Genomic DNA, 20,821 nt, shown 5'->3' with positions numbered 1-20,821 from the left:
CCAACCAATTAGGAGGATTAGGTCATGAACTCGATATGGGACTGCGTCGTCGTCGGTGGCGGAGCCGCGGGCTTGAGCGCAGGTCTGGTACTGGGTCGGGCGCGGCGGCGAACGCTGCTGGTCGACGCGGGTCAGCAGAGCAACCGGTCCGCCCACGGCATCGGCGGGTTGTTGGGTCACGACGGCCGACCGCCGGGCGAGCTGTACGACGCCGGGCGGCGGGAGATTGCCGCCTACCCGTCCGTCGAAGTGCGGACCGGTGAGGTGGTGACGGGTGAGCGTGCCGGCGATGTGTTCGAACTGGAACTGTCCGACGGGCGGCGTGAACGCACGCGTCGGGTGCTGCTGGCCACTGGCATGGAGTACCGGCCGCCTGCGCTGCCCGGGCTCGCGGAGTTGTGGGGGCGGTCGGCGTTCCACTGCCCGTTCTGCCACGGCTGGGAGCTTCGCGATCAACCGTTGGCGGTATTGGCCAACGGTGAGCGGGCAGTGCATTCGTCGTTATTGCTGAGGGGATGGAGCGACGACGTTGTGCTCCTGACTGGAGGGCCTGCGGAGCTCGATGGTGACGACCGATCCCGGTTGGCCGCTGCACGCGTCGTGGTCGACGAGCGGCCCGTTGCCGAACTCGCTTCAAGCAATGGCGAGTTGGAAGCCATTGTGTTCACCGACGGAACTCGGCTGGCACGCAGCGGTCTGCTCGTCGCGACGACACTGCATCAGCGGTCGCAGCTGGTTGAACAGCTCGGGGTCGGACTTGGTGAGCCGACGCCGGCGGCGGCGAATCCCATCGCAGTCGATGCGCTCTGCCGAACCACGGTTCCCGGAGTCTTCGCGGCCGGCGACAACACCAGTGCGCAGATGCCGCAGATCGCCTCGGCGATCGCGACAGGTTCGCTCGCGGCCGCGTCGGTTGTGCAGAGTTTGTTGGCCGAGGACGTCGGCCCATCGATACAGGAATGGACGGGACCGCCGTCAACGGTGAGCTGAATCATGGAGTCCCGGAACTCCTTGATTCTGCTGTGGCGGAAGATTTTTCGAAACTCGCTTGCCAAGCCCGGCCGTCCGCGCTATATAAAAATATATGCCGTGAGGCACAGATAATCGATGCGGACAGACAGATGGGAGTGTTGGAGGTGACGGCCATGTTGGTGCGTAGCGATCCGTCTCGTGACCTCGACCGCTTCACTCAGCAGGTGTCAGGGACCGCGGCGCGTCCCGCGGTGATGCCGATGGATGCCTGGCGCGACGGCGATCAGTTCGTCGTCGAATTCGATCTGCCAGGAATCGACGAACAATCGCTGGACCTCGACATCGAGCGCAATGTGGTGACGGTGCGAGCAAAGCGCCCCGATATCGACCCAAGCCGGGAAATGTTGGCAACCGAACGGGTGCGGGGGGTGTTCAGCCGACAGCTGGTGCTCGGCGACCATCTCGACACCGACCAGATCGATGCGTGCTACGACGCTGGGGTCTTGCGATTGCGCATTCCGGTGGCTGAGAAAGCCAAGCCACGCAAGATCGCGGTCAAGCGCGAGGACAGGCAGTACGCCGCCATCAGCGCGTAGATTGGCCGGTCCGATGCTGACAGAACGCGGGTTACCGATGACGCACTGCAGCACCGGGGCAGCGGTGGCGCCCCGGGCGGTCAACGAGGGTTTCACAGTCCGGCCGGGCGCGCTCTTGCTGGACGACGGCCCAGAGTTGTCCGGGTTGATCGCGCAGGTCGACGCCATCTTGTGCGAGGCGGCGGCGAGCCTGCTTCGTCCGCCACCATCGCGCCGAGTGGCCGGTTGCGCCTTGGTCGTGCCCCGGTCACCTGGCCGGTCCTGGGCGGTGTCTCTGCAGCCCTGGCGTGCGCCTACGCCCGAAGTGCGCGCCGTGCAGCGCGGCCCTCCGCGAGCTACCTCTGCGAATAATGGCGACACAACTTAGAGGAAGGCAGGTGATGGCATTACAGCAGGGATGACCGGGCCAGTCCGCCGGCCGGGCAATACCGTGGGCGTCACTTGAATCCCGATGCGGGGAGAGGCACGCCACTGCCACAGCCAGGCAACTCGTCTCCGGGGCGGGCGGCCCGCCCTCACACAATCCAGCCACAATGTCATCGAAGCTGAAAACTGTTGCTAGTTACTACTATTCGCGAGTAGGCAAGGAAGGGGTAGCCGTGATCACACAAGCCATTCGCAACGGCGCTGTGCGTGGACATTCGGGCGCGCTGCGCAGTTTCCGCCCGGTAGAGGCCGACCCTGCCGACTGGGCGGAACAACAACAGTCGGTTCCGCTGCCCGACGACGAATATCCTCACGCCCGTGGGGACCACCGCGTCTGGTAGGTGCGTGACCGGCGACGTGCCGTGTCCAAGTCTGCGCGCGGGCGTGTTTCGTATGACTGCCGAGATCGCAGATTTCAAAAGGCCATGTCGTAGCAGACCCACAGCAGAGGGCCGACCAGGAGCAAAGCCAGCAAGGTCACGCCCCCGATCAGCCGCCAGGCAATAGTCGAGCGAAAGATCACCGCAGTCACCGCCGAAGCAGTCGACAGCACAGCCAGGACCGTGGCGATGACGATTTCGGTTCGCGCTGACTGCACCGCAGATTCCGACAGGGGCGGAAAGAAACCGGCTTCCAATTTGAACGCCAGGGCGCGATTGCTTGTCGCCGTCAGCAACAGAAGAAGCGCGAGCATCATCGTCGCCAAACCGGCCAACGATAGGCATGCCCCAAAGATATTGCGGTTGGCAGGATCTATCGGGCCCGTGTATCGAGGCATCTCGTCCACAACCCAGATCGTAGGGTCTCGCGTCGGCACCAGGGGCAGGCAAAGACTGCACCGTTGACCGCAGTTGGTCAGCTGATCACGTGGTGGATACCTGGTCATGTCACCGTGCTCATGTGCGAGCGGAACCGACGACCGGCCAGTCACGCCTGACCGGGCGGTTCCATGCCTGGTCCGAGGCGTTCGGCGGGCGGTTGCCGTACGGGCTCGGGGCTTTCGTCGCACCGACGTTTGTCGGGTTCTGTGTGGTCAACGGCTTCACCTTCGGCGTTGATCTGACGATCCTCACGGGTTTGCGTGGCGCGCTCGGCCTTCCGGTGCCGGTCGCGGTCACGGTTGCCTACGTCTGCGCGTTCACGCTCAGCTACGTGCTCAATCGCATGTTCAATTTCCGGTCCCACGCACCCGTCTGGCCGCAGGTCGCGGCCTACGTCGTGGTGGTCGTCGTCAACTACCTGGCGTTCATCCTCGGGGTGACGACCGCGCTGACCGCCATTGGAGTGCAGTATCAGCTGTCGCGGCTGGCGGCGGGCATGTGTGAAGCGGTGTACATGTACAGCGCGATGCGGTGGGTGGTCTTCCGCCGCTGACCTGCGCGCCGGCCCGCACTTGTTGTCCGAGGTGTGGCCCGTGCGTGACCTTCTCGCGACGGCGACGAAGGACGCTCGACACGTGACGGTAATCGCGGTCATCGCCGCGCTCGCGACAGCTGCCTGCATCGGCTATTACTTCGGACGACGCGCGGCCTCGACGCCGCCGCGCTGGAAGAAGCGAACGAGTCGGATCGCACTGAGCAGGCAGGCCGTCCACCTGCTCGCGATGATCACCGCGCGCCGGATCCAGCAGCGCTTCCGGGCCGAGCGCATCGTCTCCGACACGGCCGCCAGATACGGGCTGAGAATAGTTGCGCCAACCCAATTTCGGCGTGGTCGCGTGGTGCGGTTGCGGTCCTATTAGAGTGCACTGGCATGGCTGCACTGCAGGACAAAGTGGCGTTGGTGACCGGAGCGTCGTCGGGCCTGGGCGCCGAAACGGTGAAATTGCTTTCCCGCGAGGGCGCAACGGTTTTCGGCATCGGTCGCGACACCGGCCGCTTGACCGATGTGTTCGCCGGCGTTGGTCGCGGCGGATTCGCCGCGACGGACATCGGATCGGTGCAGGCCTGCCGGGATGCGGTCGAGCAGTGCGTCCGTGACTTCGGCGGCCTGGACATCCTCGTCAACGTCGCAGGACGCCACCAGATGCGCCGGACGGAGTCGATGACCGACGAAGATTGGGAACAAGACCTCGCGGTCAACCTCAATGGGCCTTTCTACCTGTGCAGGGCGGCGCTGCCGCATCTGCTGGAGCGTGGCGGGAACATCGTCAACGTCAGCTCCATCGCCGGGGTCGAGGGCCAGGCGTATTCGGCCGGCTACTGCGCCGCCAAGCACGGCCTGATCGGCCTCACTCGGGCGTTGGCCGTGGAGTACACCGCAGATCGGTTGCGTGTCAACGCGGTATGCCCCGGTGGCATGCTCACGCCGCAGATCGAACAGTTCAGCGCGCCGGACAATCCCAACTACGACCTGATCATGCGCACGGCTTCACCGCGCGGCATGATGCAACCGCTCGACGTCGCCAACGTGATCGCTTTCCTGGCCAGCGACGCCGCGGCCGCGATCCACGGCGCGGTCTATCGCGTGGACAACGGCAAAGGCGCCGGTTAAGAATCGCCAGCGCTGCCCTCGCTACCAGACGAGCGCGTCGAACATGAGCGCCGTGCCGGCGGCGGTGAATGCTTGATATAGCGGTTCCCACCACACCAGTCGCGCGGTGGTGGTCGGCACCCGGTTTATTCGGCGTTCGCCGAAGAAGCGGTACGCCCAATACAGCGCCACGGCGGCGAACGCCACCACCCCGATCCAGTTCGCCGCGGTGACCCAGGAGGAGCTGGCCGTGGCCGGGGACATGTCGTGTGAAGGCGGTGTCATGCCCGGCATGTCCATGACCGACGAATCCGGTTGTGAGGGCGGGCGTGTGGAGACACCCGGCACGGTTCCGCTCATCAGCGCATACATCCATGCCATCGCCGCCATCATCGCCGCGTAATAGCAGGTCTTCAGTCGCTGACGGGATGCCGACGATGTCCAGACGGCAGCGCCCACGAACCAGACGCCGGCCAGGAGGAAAAAGAGCGTGGGACCGATTGCCGGTAGCTCGAGCCCAACGCGCCACACCATCAAAACCATCGCTACCGACATCGTCAGGTGCAGCAGGTGGGTGAGCCGGCACGTCCATCGATCATGTTGTGCGACAGCGAGGTACGCGTACATGGCGACGCTCACGCCGAACAGAACGGTGACAGCCCAGCGCAGCGCCGGTTCGCCGATCATGGCATGCAACATCGTGACCTGACGAATACCGTCTGAGTTGCGCCCATGGCGCTACCATACCCCCACGGGGTATTTGATCCAACCGTACTCGGGGGTGTCTGCGAAGAGCCGGCAACCAGCCTGCGTACCGGGGGCGTGCGGTAACGGTTCGGGCACGTTTCAATCACCCCCCGACACGTCGTGCGGCACCTCGATTCTCGTGGTTGACAATTCGGGCATGACGCAATCGCGGGAGCCCGACGATGGCGCGTGAATTCTCGCGGCAGACGTTTCTGCGGGGCGCCGTCGGAGCGCTGGCCACCGGCGCGGTCCTCGGCGCACCCCGGGTCGCCGCCGATCCACGGGCAACCGGGTGGGAGGGCCTGTCCACCGCCCTCGGCGGCAAGGTGCTGCTTCCGGATAATCCGCAATTCGCCGGGGCCAAGCAGGTTTTCAATACCAACTACAACGGGCTGACTCCCGCGGCGGTGGTCACACCGACGTCGGCGGCCGACGTGCAGAAGGCAATGGCCTTCGCGGCCGCCCACAATCTCAAGGTCGCCCCGCGCAGCGGCGGGCACTCCTACATCGGCGCGTCGACCGCCAACGGCGCCATGGTGCTTGACCTGCGCCAACTGCCCGGGGATGCCAATTACGACGCCGCCACCGGACAGGTGACGGTGACGCCGGCGACGAGCCTGTACACGATGCACCGGACACTGGCCGCGGCCGGCCGCGGCATCCCAACCGGTACGTGTCCGTCGGTCGGCGCCGCGGGACACGCGCTGGGCGGCGGCATGGGAGCCCAATCCCGGCACGCCGGCCTGCTCTGCGATCAGTTGACGTCGGCGTCGGTGGTGCTGCCCAGTGGCCAGGCGGTCACCGCGTCCGCCGCCAGCAACCCGGACCTGTTTTGGGCACTGCGCGGCGGCGGTGGCGGCAACTTCGGCGTGACGACCTCGCTGACTTTCGCCACGTTCCCCACCAAGGACGTCGACGTGGTCAACCTCAACTTCCCGCCGCAATCGTTCGCGCAGGTCCTCGTCGGTTGGCAGAACTGGCTCCGCACCGCCGACCGCAACAGTTGGGCGCTGGCGGACGCCACCGTCGACCCGATGGGCGTGCACTGCCGGATCCTGGCGACCTGTCCGGCCGGGTCGGGTAGCAGCGCCGCGGCCGCGATCACCCAAGCGGTGGGACTGCAGCCGTCGGGCACCGAGAACCACACCTTCAACTACATGGACCTGGTAAATTATCTGGCCGTCGGCAACCTCAACCCGTCACCGCTCGGGTACGTGGGCGGATCCGACGTCTTCGCCACCGTGAACGCGGGGGTGGCGCAGGGGATCGCCGCCGCGGTCAATGCCTTTCCCCGCGGTGCCGGCCGAATGCTGGCCATCATGCACGCCATGGACGGCGCCCTGGCCGAGGTAGCACCCGGTGCCACCGCCTTTCCCTGGCGCCGGCAGGGAGCGTTGGTGCAGTGGTATGTGGAGACGGGCGATCCCGCGGCCGCGACCAGCTGGCTCAGCTCGGCACACCAAGCGGTGCAACAGTATTCGGTCGGCGGTTACGTGAACTACATCGAGGCCAACCAGCCGCCGTCGCGTTACTTCGGCCCGAACCTGTCCCGGTTGAGCGCGGTGCGGCAGAAATACGATCCGGGCCGCGTCATGTTCTCGGGACTGAACTACTAGCCGCCAGACGCCCCGATGGTTAGCCCGGCTCGGCACTGGGTACTTCCAGTATGTCTGTGGCGAGTTAAGGGGTTGCGAATGGCAATCGAGCATGGTCGTGCAAGGTGCCCGCGCTGCATGGCGTGGGCCCAGTACCGGTTTCTGGAGCGCGGTGACGACAAGCTCGAGTATCAGGTGCATTGCGATGCCTGCGGTAACCTGTACTCCGAGGTGACCATCGCCTCGACGGTGACCACGCCGGCCGCCTGAGCCGCTCAACAGGGCCGTTATTCCACGCTGGAGAGGCAGGCGCGACCTGCTACGTTACGGAACTGCGCCCTAGTGTAAAGTCTGGACCGCGAGCCAAGACGCCCCCAGATCGGAGCAGCGCCTAGCGCGCGCGACGCCGTGCGAAACGCGTTGAAAGGGGCGGCGTGAACGAGGTTTTGGCGCGAGCCGGCATCTTCCAGGGGATCGCTCCCGATGCGGTGGATGCGTTGGCTCGCCACCTGCAGCACGTTTCGTTCCCGCGCAGGCGCACCGTGTTCATCGAAGGCGAGCTCGGTGACGACCTCTACGTAATCCTGTCGGGCTCGGTGAAGATCCGCCATCAGACGACCGACGGCCGCGAAACCGTCTTCGCGGTGCTGGGCCCCGGGGACGTGTTCGGCGAGCTTGCGCTGTTCGACCCCGGCCCGAGAACCTCGACGGTGATCACCCTGACCGAGGTGGAAGCCGTGCGGATGGACCGCCTCGCGTTGCGCACCTGGATGGTCGAACGCCCCGAAATCGCCGAGCAGCTGTTGCGGGTGTTGGCACGCCGACTTCGGCACACCAACAACACCCTGTGCGACCTGATCTTCACCGACGTCCCCGCTCGGGTGGCCAAGCAAATCCTCGACCTGGCAATGCGATTCGGCACCAGCAACGGGGGCTCGGTGCTGGTCGAGCACCACCTCACACAGAAGGAACTCGCGCAACTCGTGGGATCCTCACGTGAAACGGTGAATAAGGCGCTATCGGACTTCGCCCAACGCGGATGGATCCGGCAGCAGGGCAAGGCCCTCATCATCGACCAGCCCGCGAAGTTAGCCCGCCGCGCAAGGGCTTAACCCCCGCATAGCCAAGTTCACGCGTTAGGTGATCGACCAGAACTCCAAGAGGGTCCGCAACGTCGCCACCAGGGGGAGCGGTTGGTCCAGCATGGGATGGTGGCCGGCCAGGGCCAACTCCACGAAGGGGCCACGCAGCTGAAGCAGGGAACGGATCCGTTCGGCCATCTCAGGCGGTACCAATCCGGCTTCGCAGCGCAAATACCCGACGCGACAACGCATCGCGGCCAGCATCGTCTCCAGCGACTCCTCGTCGGCGGGTGTTGGCTCGAGAAACTCGCTGCCGAAGATCACCGGGTCGAACTTCCAAATCCATCCTTCGCCGGTTCTGCGCACCGACTCGCCCGCGATGTGCTCTCGGACGTAGGGCAGGATCAATTCCTGCGAGGGCACGGCCGTAAAGCGGTCCAGGATCTCATCTTTCGTCCGGTAGTGGTTGTGTTCGCGCCTACGCAGCCGCCCTTCCTCCGGCGCACGCTCCCACAACGGCGAGTCGATCACCAGCATGCTGTTGATCTGCTGGCTGTGGTGCATCGCCGCCGTGGACACGACCCACCCGCCCATACTATGGCCGATGATCGTCGGCCGTCCGGCGGGCCCGGCGGCCGCCGCCACCGCCATCACTTCGCTTGCCCAGGTGCGCAGGTCGTAACTGCCACGTGCTTCGCTGTCGCCGTGCCCGGACAGATCCAGCGCGATCACCCGATGGGTGCGGGAAAAGAACGGCGCGACGTGATCCCACCACCCTGAATGCGCTCCGCCACCATGGACGAGCACCACCGGAGGTTGGTCAGCCGCGCCCCAGACGCGCAGATGTACGCGGCAACCGTCGACGTCGACGTCACAATGATCCGGTTTTTGATCGAGCGCTGTGGTGAACCAGGATGGTGTAACAGGCATCTGGCGCGAGCGGGAAAACAGTTGTCCGACCTCCGTGGATTCAAACGCTTTGTGCTGATACAGCTTCCGCTCGACGCGGCTGATAGCGGGATGTCTGTACGGGAAGTGTGGAATTCACGAATCGGCTTCGGTCAGGTGCACCGTAACGGTGACCGCTCCCTTTTCGTCCCGCCTGGCGACGGCGTGCCCGGCGCGCTCGGTCTCGTCAAGCCGCAACGTCAGGGGCCCGCCGGCCTCGAGGAAGTTTCGCCACCACGTCTTCGCGTCGGGCATGTTGACGCTGATGACGATGTCACCACCGGAACGGCGGTAGGCCACCGGGATGCTGTACGTGCGTCCCGAGCGTCGACCCGTGTAGGTCAGCATCGTGATGTTGCGATTGATCAGCCGGCCGAGGCGGCGCGAGTTGGCCAGCGCGGCGATCGGCGCATTGAAAACAGGCGCGGCTCGCATCAGGAGGCGGCCGAGGTTGTTGGGACTCACGTTAGAAGTATCGCAGCAAATTCCCGCGAGTAGTCGACCGTTCGAATTCGACGTGATGCCGCCCTGCTGCACATAGAGGTAGCATCCCCGCGCAGATGCTCCAGCGGTTGCCATAAACGAGGAAGGGGGCGCTGATGACTGCTCCTGTCGACCCTTCGGTGCCGCCCAGCGGCATGGGCTGCGTCGAGTGCGATGAGGTCGGTGGTTGGTGGGTGCACTTGCGGCGCTGCGCCGCTTGCGGGCACATCGGTTGCTGCGACGACTCGCTGTCTCGTCATGCAACCAAGCATTGGCGGCAGACCGGGCATCCGATCATCCGGTCGTTCGAGCCAGGCGAGGACTGGTTCTGGAACTACGAGGCCAACGACTATTACGACGGCCCGGAGCTGGCGCCACCGGAGTGCCGTCCCGAGGACCAGTCGGTCCCCGGGCCGCGCGGGCGGGTGCCACATAACTGGTTCGAGCTGCTCCGGCATCGCGACGGCTGACGCGCCGGTCCCGTAATTCTTCGCATGGCGAGTGCGTGGTCCTGATTCAAGCTGCTAATCCGGTACCACGCGAAAGGCATGCTCTGATGCCTCAGATCGATCGGCACCGTGGTCGCCCGCAGCCGATTCTATGGTGATCCAGACCGGGAACGTGCCAATGCCGGGCAGCCGTCGGCGTGGGTACCCCTTCGCAAGGGGTACCAAGGCCGGTTCATCGCGCGGCTGGCCTCCAATGCGGGCCCGTGGATGCAAAGCGTTGCGGCCCAACGGTTCCTGGTGGAAGAACACAGCAGCGACGTCATCGTGGCACTGGTCCAGACCGTAAGTCTTGCCGGTGGGTGCGCGAATGTGAGGCACCTCGCGCCCCGCCTCCGGTGAGAAATCTACCGAGCCATGCTGTACAGTTCCCCGCGGGCCAGTCCACGGAACTCGGGTTCCGTCTGACTGCCGGGTTGGCGAGTGGCGTTGGCGATGGTGCCCCGCTGCGCGCTTCCTCGGTGGCGCGAAGAGTGAAAGGGAGGCAGCGGATGCTCGGCATTGCGCGAAAAGCATGGATGCCCCTGCTTCTTGTTGTGGTGATTTCGGTGGGCGCGTACGCAGTTGTGCGCATCCGGGATACGTTCGGCACGCACGGCGGCGTTACGAGCGGCGAAGGCGGTGGCGACAATACGAAACCGTTCCACCCCAAGCACATCACGTATGAGATAACGGGTGCTCCGAGCGGCACGGTGAACGCCAATTACCTCGACGAAAATGGTCAGCCGCACCTCGTCGAAGCTGCGCCTTTGCCATGGTCGTTCACAATCGTGACCACGCTGCCGTCGATGTCGGCCAATATCGTCGCGCAGGCCAGCACAGACGTGCACGCCCTGCGGTGTCGCGTGATCGTCGATGACCAGGTGCGCGACGACCGCAATACCAATGACTACCAACCGTTCATCTACTGCTTGGTGAAATCCGTATGAGCACAGCGCATCTACAGACCCGACGCCCGATCATTCCTCGCCTCATCCGGGTCCTCTCGCTGCCGATCACGCTGGCGTGGCTGTTCATCGCGGTCGCTTTGGGTGTCTTGTCCCCATCTCTTGACGCCGTTGCGGAGCAGCATTCGGTGCCGATGACTCCGCGGGATGCGCCGGCGTTCAAATCGATGATGCACATCGGCGACAAGTTCAACGAATTCCACACGGACTCGACGGCGATGGTGGTCCTGGAAGGACAGGACAAACTCGGCGACAGCGCGCATGACTTCTACAACCGCATCGTCAGCAAATTGAAGGACGATCACGCGCATGTGCAGAATGTCCAGGACTTCTGGGGCGACCCACTAACCGCTGCCGGGTCGCAAAGCCCGGATGGCAAGGCGGCCTATGTGCAGGTCTTCCTCAATGGTGCGCAAGGTACGACTCCCAGCCACGAGTCGGTCGCCGCCGTGCGCAAGATCGTCAGCGAAACGCCCGCGCCACCGGGCGTCCAGGCCCATGTGGCAGGCACCACCGTGCTCAACGCCGATACCAGCATCGTCGGTCACAAGAGCATGGCGACGATGGCGCTGGTTTCCATCGGCGTCATCTTCATCATGCTGCTGCTGGTCTATCGGTCGATCGTCACGACCATCCTGTGCCTGGTGGTCATCGGCATCGAACTCTTTGCGGCGCAGGGCGTTGCGGCCACGGCGGGCAATCTGAACATTATCGGCCTGACCCCGTACGCGGTCAGCATGATCACCATGCTCAGCATCGCCGCGGGAACCGACTATGTCATCTTCCTGCTCGGCCGCTATCACGAGGCACGATCGATCGGCCAGAACCGCGAGGAGGCGTTCTACACGGCCTATCACGGTGTTTCGCATGTCATCCTGGGCTCGGGTCTGACCATCGCGGGTGCCTGTCTGTGTCTGACGGCATGCCGGTTGCCGTACTTCCAGACCATGGGATTGCCTTGTGCCATTGCGCTGCTGGTGATCGTCTTCGCCGCACTGACGCTCGCGCCGGCGGTGCTCGCGGTCGGGTCACACTTCGGTTTGTTCGATCCCAAACGCGCGGTCGACGAGCGTGGCTGGCGCAAAGTGGGTACCGCGGTGGTGCGCTGGCCCAAGCCGATCATCGTCGTCACCGCCGCTATCGCGGTGATCGGATTTATCAGCCTGCTGACCTACGTGCCGAACTACGACGACCAGAAGTTCACCCCCAGCGATATGCCCGCGAATGCCGCGATGACAGCGGCCGAGCGGCACTTCTCGCAAGCGCGGATGAACCCGGAGCTGCTGATGGTCGAGGCCGATCATGATCTACGTGACCCAGCGGACATGCTCGTTATCGACCGAATCGCCAAGAGTGTCTTCCATCTTCGCGGTATCGAGCGAGTCCAGACGATCACCAGGCCCTTGGGTGCGCCGATCGAGCACAGCTCCATTCCGTTCCAGATCGCGATGCAAAACTCGGGCACGCTGCAAACCGCCAAGTTCATGAACGACACGATGGCCAACATGCTCGAGCAAGCAGACGAATTGGACAAAACGATCGCCGTCATGGAACACATGTACGGCGTGATGAAAAAGCTTACGGCGACCACGCACAGCATGGTCGGCAGGACGCACGAGATGGTCGACACCACGAACGAACTGCGAGACCATATCGCCGACTTCGATGATTTCTTCCGACCCATCAGAAGCTACTTCTATTGGGAAAAGCACTGCTTCGACATCCCGGTCTGCTGGTCGCTGCGTTCCCTTTTCGATGCGCTCGACGGCATCGACGAGCTCTCTGACCAAATATCCGGGCTCACAGTCGATCTCGACCATTTGGACCGCCTGATGCCGCAGCTACTGGCCGACTTCCCGAAGACCATCGACTCGATGAAGACGATGCGCAACTTCATGCTGTCGACCCACAGCACTATGGCCGGCATCCAGGCCCACCAGCAGGAGGGAGCCGAGGGCTCAACCCTCATGGGGCAGTACTTCGACGAAGCCAAGAACGACGACTCGTTCTACCTGCCGCCGGAAGTCTTCAAGAACCCCGACTTCAAACGCGGACTGAAGATGTTCGTGTCGCCCGACGGCACCGCAGTGCGGTTCATCATCACTCACCAGGGTGACCCCGCTTCGGTGGAGGGAATCAAGCACGTCGCCGGCGTCAAGGACGCGGTCGCCGACGCCATCAAGGGAACTCCGCTGGAGAGCTCGAAGGTGTACCTGGCCGGGACCGCCTCGATGTACAGCGACATGCAGGAAGGCGTCATCATCGACCTGCTGGTCGCCGGCATCTCCTGCCTGATCTTGATCTTCGGAATCATGTTGATCATCACCCGCAGCGTGGTCGCCGCATTGGTCATCGTCGGCACGGTGGCCGCGTCGCTGGGCACCGCCTGCGGCCTCTCCGTCCTGTTGTGGCAAGACCTCATCGGGCTTGGCGTGCAATGGATCGTGCTGCCGCTGTCGGTCGTCATCCTGCTGGCCGTGGGATCGGACTACAACCTGCTGCTGGTCTCCCGACTCAAGGAGGAAATTCCCGCCGGGCTCAACACCGGCATCATCCGCGGCATGGGTGCCTCCGGCCGGGTCGTCACCGCCGCCGGGCTGGTGTTCGCCTTCACCATGGCCTCGATGATCGTCAGCGAGCTGCGGGTGATCGGACAACTCGGCACCACGATCGGTTTGGGCCTGCTCGTTGACACCCTGATCGTGCGCTCCTTCATGACACCCTCGATCGCCGCCGCACTTGGGCACTGGTTCTGGTGGCCGATCAACACCATCCGCATGACCAGGCAGAAAAATCGACAAGATCGGGACGACGATGTGCACACCGCACCGATCCCACAACTGACGGCAAGGTGAAACGCATCGGCCCGTCTGCCAAGCTGTCGACAACGACGTTGTTAGTGGACAGGCCTGGACCCATGGCAGAACCCGAATCGAAACTTCGCCAGCGCACCGAAGGGCGGCTGGACCGATCCCGCGATCCCGCGATCCTTGACGCCGCGTTGGCGGCTCTGGCCGAGTACGGGTATGACGCGGCGAACATGAACGACATAGCGGCACAGGCCGGCGTCGGAAAGGCTGCAATCTATCGGCGGTGGTCATCAAAAGCCGCCCTGATGACCGACGCTCTCGTCTACTGGCGGCCCGATTTGCTCAGGGACGACGCCCCTGACACCGGCAGTCTGGTAGGCGACCTCGACGCCGTCGTCAAGCGCGCCAAGCGCAATGACAACGCCCTGATCACCAACGACCTTGTGCTGCGTGTCGCCTTGGAGGCTGCGCACGATCCCGAACTCGCCACCGCGCTCAATGACCTGATCCTGTTCAAGGGCAGACGCGTGCTGTCGGCCGTGTTGGGTCGAGCCGCAGACCGCGGCGAAATCTCCGCTACCCGCGACTGGTCATTGATCGCCGACGTCCTGACCGCAATGGGTCTATTACGCGTTATCAGCGGACAGAGCGTCGACGCGAATTTCGTCCGGCAGGTGATAGATACGCTGGTTCTTCCCGCGGTGCAGGCCCCAGACGGCGGGCGCGACGTCAGGAAGCGATGAAGCGGTTCGACGCCGGACTGCCGGATCAGGTTGCGGCGGCTAGTAAGTCGCGTACCGCGCTGTCGACAGTGCCCAGCAGGTCGGGGTCGACGCCGGTGCGACCGCGGACCAGTATCGAGGCGCTATTGGCGGACGGCAGTCCTTCGGCCGGGCTGAGCCCGTCGGGGAACTTGCCGATCATCGGCAACAGTGCCACGCCGAGTCCCGATCGCACCGCCGCGTAGAGGCCGGACAAATCGCCGCACTCGGCGGCAATCTCGTACTCGATGTGTTGGCTTTCCAGAATCGCGAAGGCCGGCTCGCGCAATGTGCACGGCTCGGCGAAAATCACCAGCGGCAGCGGCTCTCGTGGTGAGAACGTCAGTGTGCGCGCTGAAACCCATTGCAGCTGGACCAATCCCGACGCGTTGGCGCGATCCAGACCCGACCCGTCCAGCATGATGGCCAGATCGACCAAACCGCGATCGATCGAGTCGGCCAGCGACACGTTGCGGTCGAGCCGGAAACGCACCCGCAGGTCGGGGAGTCGCTCACGCAACACCCGGGACAAGCCGGCCAGCATCACATCGGCGCCGTGTTCGGTGGCGCCGATGGTCAGGACCTTGTGTTCGGTCGCGCCCAGGTCGTCGAGCGCGGTGTCGTGTGCGGCCAATATCGTGCGGGCATGCCGCAGTGCCTTCTGGCCGACCTCGGTGAAGACGACCCCGCGTCCCGAGCGTCGCACTATCGGTTCGCCGACCACGGCTTCGATCCGGCGCAGATGCTGGCTGACCGCGGATTGGCTCAGGTGCAGGGCAGCGGCGGCACGGTGGAAGCCGCCGCAGTCGGCGATGGCGACAAGGCTGCGCAGCGGCGCGATATCGAGCACCTGGGCCATAGCCGCACTGTAATCCGATCAGTGCGACTAATCAATCATCGACGTCGCCGCTCGGATCACCGTTACTGGTAACTAATCCGATAAGATGGCGCGATCATTCGTGATCGTCAATAATCGTTGGACTGCGTCGATCGATCACGACAGCATGGGTGGCATGTCTTTGCCGCGCATGCCTGCGACCACCGCCATGGCGGTGACGTTCTTCTATGCGCTCGGATATCCCATTGGCACGCTGGCGGTAACGGCAATGACGCCGATGGCCGCCCTGGTGCTGCGGTTCAGTTTGGCCGCAATGATTCTGGCGATCTGGTCGCTGCTGGCCAAGGCCCGCTGGCCGCGGGGAGCGCAGTTCGGCCACGTTCTGGTGACCGGCCTGCTGATCCAGGGCGTGCAGTTCTGCTGCCTGTACGAGGCCGTTCAGCTCGGAGCGCCCGCGGTGCTGTGCGCGGTCGTGATCGCAATGAATCCGGTGGCCACCGCCATCCTGGCGGCGATGTTCCTTCGGGAACCGCTCGGTCCGTTGCGCGTGGTTGCGCTGGTGTTCGGCGTCGTCGCGGTGCTGGCCGCCTGCTCGCACAGGCTGATGAGCGCCCGTGGCGCCGACCCGGTAATCGTGTTGCTTGTCGTTGGGCTGCTTGGCCTTTCGGCAGGCGGTGTCTATCAACAGCGATTCTGCACCGGTGTCGACTTCCGGGTGATGAGTGCCATGCAGAATGCCGTGGGGTTGATACCCGCGGCGGCACTCGCGATAGTCACGCCGTTCGCGGTGCACGATGGCGTCAAGGCGATGATCGCGGTCAGCGGGATGGTGTTGTTGAATGCCACGCTGGCGGTGAGCCTCTATGTGCGGGCAATCAACACCCACGGCGCGACGGCGGTGGCGATGCTGTTCGCCGTTATCCCCGCGGTGGCGGGAGTGCTGTCGTGGATCATCCTGGGCCAGCGTCCAGACGAAGGCATTGCGGTCGGTCTGGTGTTGGGCGGACTCGCATGCTGGATCAATACCCGTGCATCCGGCCGGCGCCGAGCGAGGGCGAGCGCGCCCGCCGCCACGCTGCCGCTGGTCGAACTGCAGGGCGCACCGCGATGAGATCCCGACCGTCGCCGGCGTGGAGGCCCCTCCGATAGGCTTGTCCACCGTCCGCTCATCCGCCGCAGCCGATCTGTGACAATGCACCCTGCGGAATAGTCAACGGAGGCGTGGTGAACTCGGACAGCGGGCGGCGTATCGGCTCACGGTGGGTAGCGGTGGCGGTCCTTACGACGGCGGCCGCGTTCATCAGCCCCGCGGTGGCCCGCGCGGACGCGCAATTGTGCAATCCGGCGAGCGTCGATGCGAATCAAATGTGCCACTTCGATGCCTCGGGCCCATTTTCGGACATCAGCATGGTCTTTCCGGCCAACTACCCCGATGAGCAGGCGATGATCGGTTATCTGACCAAGGTCGACGATGATTTCGGCAACGCCCGCGGGCCGTTGAATGCGTTGAAATCGCCGACCGCACTGAAGGTTACCGGCACGCGATACAGCTCCGGCCCCCAAGCGACGGGCACCCGATCGGTGGTCACCGAGATCTATCAGAACCTCGGCGCCGCTCACCCATTGGTCTGGTACAAGTCCTTCAGCTACAACCTGGCCAATCAGCAGCCGATCAACTTCGATTCCTTATTCCAGCCGGGAACCCAACCGCTGCAGGCCATCTTGCCTATCGTGCAGAAGACCCTGGCCGACCGCTATCGGGCGGCCGTGTCGATCCCGCCGGCCACCGGGCTCCAGCCGGCGAACTATCAGAGTTTCGCGATCACCAATGACGCGATCGTGTTCTTCTTCGACCAAAACGCACTGCAGCCGGCGATGGAGGCCACCCAAGTATCGGTGCCGCGCAGCACGATCGCCTCGATGATCAGTCCCGACATCGCCTAACCGGCCGCTATAGTGATGCGACTGCGGGAGGCATGATGACAAGCGGCGACCGGCGAGCCGACGAACAAGCCATTCGTGCGCTCATCGATCAGCAGGTAAAAGGCTGGGCCGCAGGCGATCCAGCGGCCTACGCCGCCGTGTTCACCGGCGACGCCCACTACATCACCTTTCTGGGCAGCCATTACACGGGGCGCGACGCGATCGCGTCATCGTATGTTCCGCTGTTCCGAAGGCTCCTCAAGGGAACACGGCTGCTGATTGACATCACCGAGGTCCGATTTCTGGCCCCCGATGTCGCGCTGGTCCACGCGAACGCGTCGGTGATCAAAGGGCCGCGACGGCGTAACCGGCGCAGCGCTCGCGTGAACACCAGTGTCGCCGTGCGCACGAACGGCCGTTGGCAGCTCGCCGCCTCCCAGAACACCACCCACCGACGGCTCGCTGAAGCACTCATGGATAAATTGTTTTCCTGATCATCGCCGTCCGACTAGCGTTGTGTGGTCATGAGGGTGCGAATGGCGACACCGGAGGATGCCGGAGCGGTGGCCGAAATCTATCTGCCCTATGTGCGCGATACCGCGATTTCCTTCGAGACGACGCCCCCCGATGCCGAAGAGATGCGGTCCAGGATCACCACAACGCTCGCGTATTTGCCCTGGCTGGTTGTCGCCGATGACGAGTGCGTCAAGGGGTTTGCCTATGCGAGCCCGCACCGGGCGCGCGAGGCCTACCGCTGGTCTGCCGATGTGTCGCTGTACCTGGACGAATCGATGCACCGCCAAGGGCATGGCCGCCGGCTCTACACCGCGCTGTTCAATGTGCTTGTCGCGCAGGGCTACATCAACGCCTACGCGGGTATCGCGCTACCCAATCCCGGCAGCGTAGGGCTGCACGAAGCGTTGGGTTTCACACCGGTTGGCGTCTTTTACGGCGTGGGCTTCAAGCACGAAACGTGGTGGGATGTCGGCTGGTGGCATCGCCGGTTGGTCGATCCGCCCCCGGCTCCGCCCGAGCCGCTGCCCTGGTCCCGGCTATCCGATCAGTCCCTCGACGCCGCGCTCGCGGCATACACCCGATAGCCGCCCGGGGTGAGGGCCTCGCGGTCCTGATCGCACCGCCTGTGACGCAACGGTTCTACGGCAGCTCAACCTTGCTGGCCAGCCAGCGGCCGTCCACCTTTTCCATGGTCATCTTGACTCGGCTGCGGTCCAGCTGCGGCGCGGGCGCGGCCCCATTGCTCACCGACTGATCGACGAACAGCACGACGTCCACCTTGTCTTCGGTGGCCGACTGGACGGCGGCGTCGATCACACTGCCATGCGCCGCTGCCTTGTTGTCGATGAGCGTCTGACGCAGCTGGGCACTGGATTTGGTGTACATGTCCTTGAACTCACCGGTGGAGCCGTCGAGGACATCGGTGAAGTTCTTATCGATCGCATTGGTGTCCACACTGGTCAACGTGATGATGTACTTCTTTGCGGCATCGAGTGCCTGCGCTGCGGCAACGTCCTTCTGGTGATGTTGAAACACCAGCCAGCCCTCATAGCCCGCACCCGCGAGCACCGCGGCAAGCACTCCGGCCGCCGCCCAGCGAGCGACGTTGCTGCGGCGCCCCTTTCGGCCATCGGGGAGCACATCGTCGGTGACGTCCTCGCCCTCGTCCGGCACCTCGTCGGGCTCGGCTGTGTCTGTGGCGTCGCGGTCGGTCTCGGGCGCAGCGTCATCCGGCGCCGTATCGTCCTCGGCCCCATCGGTTTCTGCCGTCTCGGGTGCTGGTGGGCGCGGCAGTTCATCTCCGATACCTTCCGCGGCGACGCGGAAGCGATTCACCAACCATGTTCCTGGGTTGCCGACTGTGCGTAGCGATGGGCGAGAGTTCATCAGTTGCATGCGCCGGAGTCACGAAGCGCGTTCGCCCAGCCGGTGGCTGAGAGGATGTTCGCGTGGGTGACTCCTGACGGATCCTTTCTCTTGATGCTGTCGCTGATCCGCGATAGCTGAAATGCCAAGTGGGTCATCGATTCACCGCCGTACACCGGCGAATACGGCCCGAAGTTGTCGGGTTGATTGGTGATGATCAGTGGCTTCACCCGAGGTGCCAGAAAGGCCGTCGACTGGTCGATGTTGGCGACCACGGCGCGAGCATTCCCCCCCACGCCACCGACCGAGTAGTCGTCATGCTGGTCACCGAGGTACCGGTTGAAGTCGTTGATCTGGCCCATCAGCGGATCGAATTGCGATTTGAACCATTGGCAGGAGTCCGACATTCCGCCGATCATCTCCGGCGTCACGCGTGCCGTGAATGTGTTGTAGGGCCAGATGTCGAAGTTCGGTGACCAATCGCTGGGCGCCGGCGTGAACACCGGCAACGGTGGCGGGGGCTGACCCGGATCGGCGGCGGCCTGGCCGGCGAGCACGATGGCGGCCGCGAGTGCCGGTCCGGCTCCCACGACACCGCTACCTGCCCGTCGCAACCTCGTCAGATTCATCCGATCTTCCCCGAGAAGTACGGTATCCCGCCGCCACCGAATACCGAACCGTCAATCTCGCCGCCGAAATAGTCATTAACATCAGAGCCTCAATAGGCGATCTTCTCGCGAAGTCGGCAACGCGTCAAGTAGCTGCTACCAGGTAAACAGTGTAATGACCACCAGTCATCTCGCGTGCATAAGCGCCCTTGCGGCCAGTGGTGCGGCCCAGTTTGTTCACCAGGACCTTCCGCAGAAGCTGAGCAGCGGTTAACATAGCCGCCCGTGGGGGCACAACGAACGTTCACCGAGAAACATCGGTACCTGCGCGTGGTTACCTTGGGTCGCATCCGGCGATGACCGCCCGGAACGACCGCTCGCTCAACGGCGACCGAGCGCCCGACAGTGTGGCCACTATCCAAGAGTGGTCCACGGGATACGTCGTGCGGCACCCCCTGGCGTCACTCAACACCCTCGGTGAGCAGTACATCCTCGCGATACGCACCATCGAGTACTGCATGGTCGACCTGTTCACCGGGCGGTTCCAATGGGCGGAGTTCATCCGCCAGGGCGCGTTCATGGCCGCCACGGCGGTGCTGCCGACGGTGTTGGTGGCGCTGCCGATCGGGGTGACCCTTTCCATCCAGTTCGCCCTGCTGGCCAACCAAGTCGGCGCCACTTCACTCGCCGGGGCGGCCAGTGGACTCGCGGTGATCCGGCAGGCCGCGTCGCTGGTGGCCGCGGTGCTCATGGCATCCGCCGTCGGCTCGGCCATCACCGCCGACCTCGGTTCCCGCACCATGCGCGAGGAGACTGACGCCATGGAGGTCATGGGAGTCTCGGTGATTCGTCGCTTGGTGGTGCCCCGCTTCGCCGCGGCCATCATGGTCGGTGTCGCCCTGACCGGAATCACCTGCTTCGTGGGGTTTTTGGCCAGCTACCTCTTCAACGTCTATTTCCAGCGCGGCGCGCCGGGAAGTTTCGTGGCGACGTTCTCGTCGTTCGCCACCACGGAGGACATGGTCGTCGCGCTGCTCAAAGCCGTGATCTATGGCGCGATCGTGGCGGTAATCGCGTGCCAGAAAGGGCTATTCACCAAGGGCGGCCCGGCGGGAGTCGCGAACTCGGTGAACGCCGCGGTGGTGGAATCGATCCTGGTGTTGATGGTCGTCAATGTCGGGATCAGCGAACTGTATAACGCGCTGTACCCCAGGACGGGGCTGTGA

The 20,821-nt window shown here is 64.2% G+C and carries 25 protein-coding genes; 18 read left to right on the top strand and 7 right to left on the bottom strand.

The features are described 5' to 3' along the window. Positions 1–24 precede the first annotated feature (24 nt). From ACZYVJ_RS14575 to ACZYVJ_RS14565, 3 genes are all read left to right on the top strand, one after another. On the top strand, positions 25–990 hold the full coding sequence (locus tag ACZYVJ_RS14575; RefSeq protein ID WP_463831659.1) for an NAD(P)/FAD-dependent oxidoreductase: 966 nt from the start codon (positions 25–27) through the stop codon (positions 988–990). Between the two features lie 155 nt (positions 991–1,145). Then, complete coding sequence (locus ACZYVJ_RS14570; protein WP_463832999.1) at positions 1,146–1,568, top strand: Hsp20/alpha crystallin family protein; 423 nt, start codon at positions 1,146–1,148, stop codon at positions 1,566–1,568. A 533-nt stretch (positions 1,569–2,101) separates the two neighbouring features. Next, entirely contained in the window at positions 2,102–2,335 is a 234-nt protein-coding gene (locus ACZYVJ_RS14565) for a hypothetical protein (protein ID WP_463831658.1), read from the top strand. 74 nt (positions 2,336–2,409) lie between these two features. Here the strand turns inward: ACZYVJ_RS14565 and ACZYVJ_RS14560 are convergent, their stop codons facing one another. Next, positions 2,410–2,781 carry a hypothetical protein gene (locus ACZYVJ_RS14560; protein ID WP_463831657.1) on the bottom strand — a complete coding sequence of 124 codons (372 nt, stop codon included), beginning with the start codon at positions 2,779–2,781 and terminating at the stop codon, positions 2,410–2,412. 113 nt (positions 2,782–2,894) lie between these two features. Here ACZYVJ_RS14560 and ACZYVJ_RS14555 point away from each other — a divergent pair, with 113 nt between their 5' ends. The 3 genes from ACZYVJ_RS14555 (at position 2,895) to ACZYVJ_RS14545 (ending at position 4,487) form a co-directional block, all read left to right on the top strand. Beyond that, positions 2,895–3,368: a GtrA family protein gene (locus tag ACZYVJ_RS14555; protein WP_463831656.1), complete on the top strand. Its 474-nt coding sequence runs from the start codon at positions 2,895–2,897 to the stop codon at positions 3,366–3,368. An 82-nt stretch (positions 3,369–3,450) separates the two neighbouring features. Further along, on the top strand, positions 3,451–3,735 hold the full coding sequence (locus ACZYVJ_RS14550) for a hypothetical protein (protein WP_463832998.1): 285 nt from the start codon (positions 3,451–3,453) through the stop codon (positions 3,733–3,735). 11 nt (positions 3,736–3,746) lie between these two features. After that, positions 3,747–4,487, top strand: coding sequence for an SDR family NAD(P)-dependent oxidoreductase (locus ACZYVJ_RS14545; protein ID WP_463831655.1), 741 nt, complete (start codon positions 3,747–3,749; stop codon positions 4,485–4,487). Positions 4,488–4,508: 21 nt separating this feature from the next. On the opposite strand, the gene ACZYVJ_RS14540 is transcribed toward ACZYVJ_RS14545, so the two are convergent. Continuing rightward, positions 4,509–5,153, bottom strand: a complete 645-nt coding sequence (locus tag ACZYVJ_RS14540; RefSeq protein ID WP_463831654.1) for a DUF5134 domain-containing protein — start codon at positions 5,151–5,153, stop codon at positions 4,509–4,511. Positions 5,154–5,395: 242 nt separating this feature from the next. Here ACZYVJ_RS14540 and ACZYVJ_RS14535 point away from each other — a divergent pair, with 242 nt between their 5' ends. The 3 genes from ACZYVJ_RS14535 (at position 5,396) to ACZYVJ_RS14525 (ending at position 7,920) form a co-directional block, all read left to right on the top strand. Next, on the top strand, positions 5,396–6,829 hold the full coding sequence (locus ACZYVJ_RS14535; RefSeq protein WP_463831653.1) for an FAD-binding oxidoreductase: 1,434 nt from the start codon (positions 5,396–5,398) through the stop codon (positions 6,827–6,829). Between the two features lie 117 nt (positions 6,830–6,946). Continuing rightward, positions 6,947–7,078 (top strand): hypothetical protein, encoded by a 132-nt coding sequence (locus tag ACZYVJ_RS14530; RefSeq protein WP_463831651.1) that lies wholly within the window; start codon positions 6,947–6,949, stop codon positions 7,076–7,078. A gap of 164 nt (positions 7,079–7,242) precedes the next feature. Next, entirely contained in the window at positions 7,243–7,920 is a 678-nt protein-coding gene (locus ACZYVJ_RS14525) for a Crp/Fnr family transcriptional regulator (RefSeq protein ID WP_463831650.1), read from the top strand. A 24-nt stretch (positions 7,921–7,944) separates the two neighbouring features. Here the strand turns inward: ACZYVJ_RS14525 and ACZYVJ_RS14520 are convergent, their stop codons facing one another. Further along, on the bottom strand, positions 7,945–8,820 hold the full coding sequence (locus ACZYVJ_RS14520; RefSeq protein ID WP_463831648.1) for an alpha/beta fold hydrolase: 876 nt from the start codon (positions 8,818–8,820) through the stop codon (positions 7,945–7,947). A 114-nt stretch (positions 8,821–8,934) separates the two neighbouring features. Further along, positions 8,935–9,273, bottom strand: coding sequence for a nitroreductase/quinone reductase family protein (locus ACZYVJ_RS14515; RefSeq protein ID WP_463832997.1), 339 nt, complete (start codon positions 9,271–9,273; stop codon positions 8,935–8,937). A 164-nt stretch (positions 9,274–9,437) separates the two neighbouring features. Here ACZYVJ_RS14515 and ACZYVJ_RS14510 point away from each other — a divergent pair, with 164 nt between their 5' ends. The 4 genes from ACZYVJ_RS14510 to ACZYVJ_RS14495 all read left to right on the top strand — a co-directional run bounded on the left by ACZYVJ_RS14510 (position 9,438) and on the right by ACZYVJ_RS14495 (position 14,327). After that, on the top strand, positions 9,438–9,791 hold the full coding sequence (locus ACZYVJ_RS14510; protein ID WP_463831647.1) for a UBP-type zinc finger domain-containing protein: 354 nt from the start codon (positions 9,438–9,440) through the stop codon (positions 9,789–9,791). 527 nt (positions 9,792–10,318) lie between these two features. Then, positions 10,319–10,756: an MmpS family transport accessory protein gene (locus ACZYVJ_RS14505; RefSeq protein WP_463831646.1), complete on the top strand. Its 438-nt coding sequence runs from the start codon at positions 10,319–10,321 to the stop codon at positions 10,754–10,756. Then, a complete protein-coding gene (locus ACZYVJ_RS14500; protein ID WP_463831645.1) occupies positions 10,753–13,629 on the top strand; it encodes an MMPL/RND family transporter in 2,877 nt (958 codons plus the stop codon). Before ACZYVJ_RS14505 ends, ACZYVJ_RS14500 begins: the two co-directional genes overlap by 4 nt. A 62-nt stretch (positions 13,630–13,691) precedes the next feature. After that, positions 13,692–14,327, top strand: coding sequence for a TetR/AcrR family transcriptional regulator (locus ACZYVJ_RS14495; protein ID WP_463831643.1), 636 nt, complete (start codon positions 13,692–13,694; stop codon positions 14,325–14,327). Positions 14,328–14,352: 25 nt separating this feature from the next. On the opposite strand, the gene ACZYVJ_RS14490 is transcribed toward ACZYVJ_RS14495, so the two are convergent. Further along, positions 14,353–15,204, bottom strand: a complete 852-nt coding sequence (locus ACZYVJ_RS14490; protein ID WP_463831642.1) for a LysR family transcriptional regulator — start codon at positions 15,202–15,204, stop codon at positions 14,353–14,355. 169 nt (positions 15,205–15,373) lie between these two features. On the opposite strand from ACZYVJ_RS14490, the gene ACZYVJ_RS14485 reads away from it, so the two are divergent. The 4 genes from ACZYVJ_RS14485 (at position 15,374) to ACZYVJ_RS14470 (ending at position 18,206) form a co-directional block, all read left to right on the top strand. Continuing rightward, positions 15,374–16,294 carry a DMT family transporter gene (locus tag ACZYVJ_RS14485; RefSeq protein WP_463832996.1) on the top strand — a complete coding sequence of 307 codons (921 nt, stop codon included), beginning with the start codon at positions 15,374–15,376 and terminating at the stop codon, positions 16,292–16,294. A 158-nt stretch (positions 16,295–16,452) separates the two neighbouring features. Then, positions 16,453–17,127: an esterase gene (locus ACZYVJ_RS14480; RefSeq protein WP_463831641.1), complete on the top strand. Its 675-nt coding sequence runs from the start codon at positions 16,453–16,455 to the stop codon at positions 17,125–17,127. Between the two features lie 35 nt (positions 17,128–17,162). Continuing rightward, positions 17,163–17,600 (top strand): SgcJ/EcaC family oxidoreductase, encoded by a 438-nt coding sequence (locus ACZYVJ_RS14475; protein WP_463831640.1) that lies wholly within the window; start codon positions 17,163–17,165, stop codon positions 17,598–17,600. Positions 17,601–17,642: 42 nt separating this feature from the next. Continuing rightward, entirely contained in the window at positions 17,643–18,206 is a 564-nt protein-coding gene (locus ACZYVJ_RS14470) for an arsinothricin resistance N-acetyltransferase ArsN1 family B (protein WP_463831639.1), read from the top strand. 55 nt (positions 18,207–18,261) lie between these two features. On the opposite strand, the gene ACZYVJ_RS14465 is transcribed toward ACZYVJ_RS14470, so the two are convergent. Together ACZYVJ_RS14465 and ACZYVJ_RS14460 are read right to left on the bottom strand one after the other, a co-directional pair. Next, a complete protein-coding gene (locus ACZYVJ_RS14465; RefSeq protein WP_463831638.1) occupies positions 18,262–19,017 on the bottom strand; it encodes an Mce protein in 756 nt (251 codons plus the stop codon). Next, entirely contained in the window at positions 19,008–19,616 is a 609-nt protein-coding gene (locus tag ACZYVJ_RS14460) for a hypothetical protein (protein WP_463831637.1), read from the bottom strand. Before ACZYVJ_RS14460 ends, ACZYVJ_RS14465 begins: the two co-directional genes overlap by 10 nt. A 335-nt stretch (positions 19,617–19,951) precedes the next feature. Here ACZYVJ_RS14460 and ACZYVJ_RS14455 point away from each other — a divergent pair, with 335 nt between their 5' ends. After that, the gene (locus tag ACZYVJ_RS14455; protein WP_463831636.1) at positions 19,952–20,821 is read left to right on the top strand and encodes an MlaE family ABC transporter permease; all 870 of its coding nucleotides are present in this window, start codon (positions 19,952–19,954) and stop codon (positions 20,819–20,821) included.

This window comes from Mycobacterium sp. IDUB_3, from assembly GCF_055419585.1.
This window is presented reverse-complemented; position numbering and strand designations above follow the sequence as displayed.